This window comes from Halobacillus sp. A1, assembly GCF_024189295.1.
Lineage (GTDB): Bacteria > Bacillota > Bacilli > Bacillales > Halobacillaceae > Halobacillus_A.
In genome coordinates this window covers 1-5,448 of the sequence record NZ_JAIZEN010000046.1, presented here as the reverse complement: position 1 = coordinate 5,448, position 5,448 = coordinate 1, and the positions used below count along the sequence as shown (strand labels likewise).

The following is a 5,448-nucleotide window of genomic DNA, read 5'->3' as shown; positions in this document are numbered from 1 at the left end:
TTCAATGGCTTTTCCTATTAGATCATCTGAACCCGGCGGCTCATTTGTACGCATTCACTGGCTCTATTTCCCGCATTCAACGGCTCAAAACTCCGCACTAGTGGCTCATTCTGTCCGCAATACTCAGAAGCAAAAGCCTATACTGAACAGCCTTTGGGAAAGAAGAAAAAACTAGATTACTATAAGGACTGGATACTTGCCTGGCTAGAAGAGTATCCACACCTAAGTAGTGCTCAGATACATGATTGGCTTTTAGAGAGATACCCCGACCTAGTGGTCGGTGGGAGTACAGTCAGAACGTATGTGAGGGGGATTCGAGAAGTCTATCAGATAGAGAAAAAGGTGATTGTGCGTCAATACGAAGCAGTTCCTGAACAACCCATGGGTAAACAACTTCAGGTAGACTGGGGAGAAACAAAACAGAAAACAGTGAATAACAAAGAAATTAAACTGTACTTTATCGCCTTTGTGCTCGCTAACTCCCGACACAAATATATGGAATGGCAAGCGCGCCCATTTACCACAAGAGATGCGATTCGTTGTCACGAAAATGCATTTCAGTTCTATGGAGGACGAACAGAAGAAATTGTCTATGATCAGGATCACTTAATCTCAGTGAGTGAAAATGCAGGCCAACTGCTTCTAACAGCTGAATTCCAAAGCTATTTGAACGAGCGTAAATTCAAAGTACACCTGTGCAGAAGAGCAGATCCGGAATCTAAAGGTATGATTGAAAATGTAGTGAAATACATAAAAGGTAACTTCGCGGATAGTCGAGTGTTTAGAGATATAGAAGATTGGAATAAACGAGCATGGCAATGGCTCGAACGCACCGGAAATCACCAAGTTCATCAGACAACGAAAAAAAGACCAGCAGAAGTGTTTCTCCTCGAAAAGCAACACTTACAGCCAGTCTCTTCGTTACTTTCATATGAAAGTACCAATAATCAAAGTATAACAAGAAGTGTAAGCAAGGACAACACGATCCGGTATAAGTCAAACCGTTATTCCGTCCCTCTCGGGACTTATCAAATTATGAGTGAGAATCTTGTTTGGATTGAATTGAAGGAAGAAGATCATAAGGCATTGATTATACGTAAAGAAGTAAATGGTGAAGTAATTGCCGAGCATGCGATCAGCTCTGAAAAGGGAAAGTTAATTCAAAACCGTCATCACACTCGCGATCGCTCCAAAGGTGTGGAGGAACTTAAGCAACGTCTTCTCTCTCATTTTGAAGATCAGGTTCAGGCAGCTGTATATCTAGATGAAATTAGCCAAAGATACCCAAGGTATCGGAGAGACCAGTTTTCGATTATCTATAAAATGATCCAACAGTATCCAGCTTTAGTTGATACTGTTTTGACCAAGTGTACGAAAGAGAAACTCTACAATGCGAATGACTTTCGTGATATCGCTCATCACCTAGAGGCATTACGAGATGAACCTCTTGAAGAAGTACAAACCTTTTACACGAGTCCGCAAAAACATTCTCATATCAAAGCCTCTACTCGTTCTCTAAATTCATATACCAGCATTCTAGGAGGTAGAGCATGATGAACAAGACTGTACACGAATTACAAGATCAATTTCGTCAACTACGCTTAGCAGAGACTGCGGAGGAGCTGCCGCAGCTTCTCCGCGAAGCTGAAAAAGCCTCTTGGACCTACTTGGAATTTTTAGAGTCAATCACCCGATATGAATTAGCCAAACGTGAAGCGAAGAGCCTTGAGAAAAGAATGAAATGGGCACGCTTTCCTTTCGTGAAGTCATTAGACGAGTTTGAGTTGAAAGGACAAAACGTACTGACGACTCGACAGCTCTCTCAACTTAGGGAATTAAGCTGGCTGGAGCAACAGTACAATCTCATTCTTTTAGGTCCTCCTGGCATTGGAAAAACATATATAGCAATTGGGCTTGGACTGGAGGCTGTTTACAAAGGGTTCAATGTTTATTTCACCACAATGGGCGAACTTGTACAGCTTCTAAAATCAGAAGAATACCTGAACAAATCTAAAGTGCAGCTGAAAAGAATCAAAAACGCCGATCTGGTGATCATTGATGATTTAATGTATATGGCCATGGATCAAAGAGAAGCAAACCTATTCTTTCATTTGATTAATCATTTATACGAACGAAGTTCGATTATCCTGACCTCAAATAAGAGTCCAGAAGAATGGGGCAATTTAATCGGAGACCAAGGAATCACCACAGCAATTTTAGACCGTTTACTTCATCGGGTAGAGGTGATCCATGGAGGCGAAGAAGAGGAAAGTTATCGTATGAAAAACCGAAAGAGCATTTTTTCAGCAGAAGTGTAAACAGGAAACGAGCAAAAAGTGTAAAATTCAACTTGACGTCTACAAAACCTTTATGTAGCCACTCGCCTCCCTGATTTTAAATCCTACATCGGCTGAAAAGCCATGGATTCTTTCAACCGATGACTGTCGTCATTGAATAGAACGAGGTGAGAATGATGGATCAAGCGATCCACGACCGCCTCTGTCAAAATCGGATCCCCGAATACATGATTCCATTCCCCGAACTGAAGGTTCGTCGTTATGATAATACTCCTCTTTGTTTACAGCCACTCAAATGTACCAGTGTTGACATAGATTTTACCACTAAGTGACAAGGAATGTACCAGTTAATGACAGGGCTTTACCACTCATACGCTTGTATAATTAAAATTTTTGAATTGGTAATTTGATAAAGAATCATGTTTTAATATTGTATTTGTGCAAAAACCCCCGACTGCGAATTTATTGCTTACCATAAAGCAACTTTCTATCCATCAAACTCACAGATTGATGACCTTCATACTATGAATAATTCACTTAGAGAGAACCACTTTCTCGGAATTTTTGATCCAGCGTCTCGGAAATATAGAACCACCTTCTCGGAAGCAGAACCACCCTCTATAATGAAGTTACACTGAGTTTTCAGTGAATTTTTCATTATAGGGGGTATTTTTATTGGTAAAATACCGGGAGATTTTACGGCTGCACAGTCAAGGAATGAGTAAAAGAAACATCGCTGCTAGTTGTGGATGCTCCAGGAATACGATCACATCTGTCTTAGACAGGGCTTCAGTATGTGATATTTCCTGGCCATTGTCAGACGAAGTGACAGATGGGGACTTACAAGCGTTTCTCTTTCCAGAGAAATTTAAAGTTCAAAACCATCGGATGCCTGATTATGAATACGTTCATAAAGAGCTTGCGAAGAAAGGGGTGGCATTGACTCTATTATGGGAGGAGTATTGTAGAGTTTGCTATCAAGCTGGTGAGACGCCTTATATGTATACCCAATTTTGTTTTCACTATCGAAAATACGCGAACACCACGAAAGCTACGTTAAGAATCAAACGAAAGCCTGGAGAGTTAATGGAAGTTGATTGGGCTGGTCAAACGGCCTTTCTGAAAAATAATACTTCAGGAGAGAAAATACCTGCTTATATTTTCGTCGCTACCCTTCCCTGTAGTCAATACACCTATGTTGAAGCATTTTTAGCACAGAACCTCGAAAACTGGATTACTGCTCATATGCATGCCTTTAATTTCTATGAAGGGGTGACGAGTATTATTGTACCGGATAATTTGAGAACAGGTGTGGACCGATCTAACTATTGGGATCCCAAAATAAATCGCTCTTATTATGAGATGGCAGAGTATTATGGAACGGCAGTAGTGCCTGCTCGAGTCCGACAGCCAAAAGATAAAGCTAGTGTAGAAGGAAATGTGGGTGTTGTATCGACCTGGATTATCGCAGCTTTAAGAAATGAAACCTTCTTTTCACTCAAAGAGTTGAATCAAGCCATCCAAATAAAATTGAAGGAGTTCAATGAAAAGCCATTTCAGAAAAAAACAGGTAGTAGACAAATTGCTTTCTATGAGGAAGAAAAATTTGCGCTACTACCATTGCCATTTAAACAGTACGAACTAGCTACCTGGAAAACAGCTACCGTACCTCTTGATTATCACATAGTTGTAGACGAAATTCATTACTCGGTTCCCTATGAATATGTCAAACACAAAGTGGACATCAGAGTGACCACTACGATGGTAGAAATTTTCTTTAAGCACCTTCGTATTGCCTCACACATGAGAAAAACAGGATTAGATAAAGAACCTTCCACTGTTCCTGAACATATGCCGGATAATCATAGAATGTATCTCGAATGGGATAAAGCTCACATTTTCGATTGGGCAGATAAAGTTGGAAGTCACACAAAACTTGTGATGGAATCTATCTTCAAGTCATATAGGGTGGAACGGCAAGCGCAAAAAATGTGTATGGGTATTGTTAAACTTGCCGATCGCTACTCATTAAAACGTTTAGAAGAGGCGTGCCGTCAGGCACTAACCTATTCCCCTTCTCCAAGATTAAACAGTATAAAGACTATTTTAAAACAAGGGACAGATAAAAACTTTAATACATCAAATACGAAAAAAGCAAATAAACCGTCTGGTGCTTTTGGCTTTACTAGAGGTGCCGAATACTTTGGAGGAAAACAAAATGACAAATGAAAATACTATAATGAAATTGAATGAAATGAGGCTAAATACCATGGCCGAAACTTATATTAACCAACGTTCTAACCCGGATTATCAAGACTTATCTTTCGATGATCGCTTTAGTTTATTAGTCGACATTGAGTACTCTAAAATAAAAAGTAATAAGATGGATCGTTTAATCAGAAATGCAAATTTTTGATACAGCCAGGCGTGTGTCGAAGACATTGAATATCATCCAGATAGAAAATTAGATAAGTCCTTAATTCTTCGTCTTGCTGATTGCCAGTATATCGAAGATAATCATAACGTCATGATCTTAGGAGCCTCTGGAAATGGAAAATCATATCTTTCCAACGCTCTAGGGGTTTCCGCTTGCAGAAAATATTATAAGGTTAAATATGTTAGACTCCCTGACTTGTTAGAAGAACTTGCCGTAGCTCGCGGACAAGGTATTTTTCAAAAGACAATCAAGCAGTATAAAAAAGTTGATTTATTAATCTTAGATGAGTGGTTATTGTCACCTTTACAAGATACACAGGAAAGGGATTTATTAGAAATTGTAGAAAGTAGACATCAATCGGCTTCAACTATTTTCTGTTCCCAATTTGCGCCAGAAGGATGGTATGAGCGCATTGGTGAATCCACGATAGCTGACGCTATACTAGACAGGATTGTTCACGATTCTTATTCGATAATTATTGATGGACAAGTTTCCATGAGAGAGCGACATGGGTTGCAGAAATAAAAGCTAAACGTTATTAAAAGGGTGGGGAAAGTTCTCCACCTTTTTCATATGGTTCTGACTCCTGTAGACGTCAAGTCGAATTTTACACTTTTTGCTCGTTTCCCTTTTACACTTCTGCTTGAAAAATACTTTTTCGGTTTTTCATCCGATGACTTTCCTCATTCTCTCCACCATGTATGACCTCCACAC

The 5,448-nt window shown here is 39.7% G+C and carries 2 protein-coding genes and 4 pseudogenes; 4 read left to right on the top strand and 2 right to left on the bottom strand.

All coding sequences use genetic code 11. The features are described 5' to 3' along the window. Positions 1-120: 120 nt before the first annotated feature. Both istA (LF817_RS19825) and istB (LF817_RS19820) read left to right on the top strand, forming a co-directional pair. Positions 121-1,554 (top strand): annotated as a pseudogene (gene istA, locus LF817_RS19825) (IS21 family transposase); the annotation flags it as partial. Continuing rightward, positions 1,554-2,318 carry an IS21-like element IS643 family helper ATPase IstB gene (gene istB / locus LF817_RS19820; RefSeq protein ID WP_253937541.1) on the top strand — a complete coding sequence of 255 codons (765 nt, stop codon included), beginning with the start codon at positions 1,554-1,556 and terminating at the stop codon, positions 2,316-2,318. The pseudogene istA (LF817_RS19825) and the gene istB (LF817_RS19820), both read left to right, overlap by 1 nt. Positions 2,319-2,401: 83 nt before the next feature. Here istB (LF817_RS19820) and LF817_RS19815 read toward each other — a convergent pair. Then, positions 2,402-2,575: pseudogene (locus LF817_RS19815) on the bottom strand (ATP-binding protein); the annotation flags it as partial. Between the two features lie 397 nt (positions 2,576-2,972). Between LF817_RS19815 and istA (LF817_RS19810) the strand changes: the two are divergent. Together istA (LF817_RS19810) and istB (LF817_RS19805) are read left to right on the top strand one after the other, a co-directional pair. Further along, a complete protein-coding gene (istA, locus tag LF817_RS19810; RefSeq protein ID WP_253937539.1) occupies positions 2,973-4,526 on the top strand; it encodes an IS21 family transposase in 1,554 nt (517 codons plus the stop codon). Further along, positions 4,516-5,259, top strand: a pseudogene (istB, locus tag LF817_RS19805) (IS21-like element helper ATPase IstB). Before istA (LF817_RS19810) ends, istB (LF817_RS19805) begins: the two are co-directional and overlap by 11 nt. 106 nt (positions 5,260-5,365) lie before the next feature. Here istB (LF817_RS19805) and LF817_RS19800 read toward each other — a convergent pair. Further along, positions 5,366-5,448 (bottom strand): annotated as a pseudogene (locus LF817_RS19800) (ATP-binding protein); the annotation flags it as partial.

Coding starts and splice junctions, on each gene's coding strand:
- istB (WP_253937541.1), top strand. CDS start 1,554: ATGAACAAGACTGTACACGAATTACAAGATCAATTTCGTCAACTACGC.